1 protein-coding gene is annotated in these 977 nt (G+C 45.5%); it reads left to right on the top strand.

The features are described from left to right. On the top strand, positions 1–977 hold a 977-nt coding region (locus tag A3750_RS18090; protein ID WP_156498710.1), incomplete at both ends, for a bifunctional diguanylate cyclase/phosphodiesterase.

The following is a 977-nucleotide window of genomic DNA, read 5'->3' on the forward strand; positions in this document are numbered from 1 at the left end:
CCATCAGTCGATTCTGAGCGCTCGCCGACATAAACACAGTTCTGCGATCATGTTTTTAGACCTTGATCAGTTTAAACGGATCAACGATACCCTTGGACATCAGGCTGGAGACGAGCTCCTGGTTACCATCGCTGAGCGTTTAAAAACCTGTGTTCGTAAACAGGATACGGTTGCGCGTCTTGGTGGTGATGAGTTCACCATCTTGCTCAATGACGTTTCGAACAATGATAAAATTGCCGCTATCGCAGAACATATCCTGACGATTCTTAAAAAGCCCATTAAGCTTGGCAAACACGAAGTCATTATCTCGACCAGCATTGGAATTACCATTGCGCCAACAGACTCAACAAGTAGCGAAACTCTGATGCGGAATGCCGACATGGCCCTTTACAAAGCAAAAGAGAGAGGTCGCGATGGTTTCTGCTTCTTTACCGAAGAACTAAACGTGCGCGCCAGCCATTTGATGGAGATTGAACATGAAATGCGTCACGCGCTAGAAAACGATGAGTTTTATCTCCATTATCAACCCCAGGTCGATCTTAAAACCAATCAGATACAGAGTGTTGAAGCGCTCATTCGCTGGCGCCACCCTACTAAAGGTGAAATATCACCTGTTGATTTTATCTCCATTGCAGAGGAAACAGGCTTGATCATACCCATCGGAGACTGGGTGATGAAAAAAGCCTGTAGTGAAATTCAACAACTCAACGAAAATACAGGCTTAAACATTCGGGTAGCAGTTAACTTGTCGACAAGGCAATTCACCGACTTAAAACTGGTCAATACCGTCGTTGAAGCGCTTGAGCAAGCGGGCATGGACGCGAAAAACCTTGAGCTTGAAGTAACAGAGAGCATGCTCATGGAAGATATGGAAACAGTTATCGACCAACTCAATCGTATCAAAGCCGCGGGATCGACAGTGACAATTGACGACTTTGGCTCCGGTTATTCGTCATTCAGCTATCTAAAAAGCCTCC

It is taken from the genome of Oleiphilus sp. HI0079 (assembly GCF_001635105.1).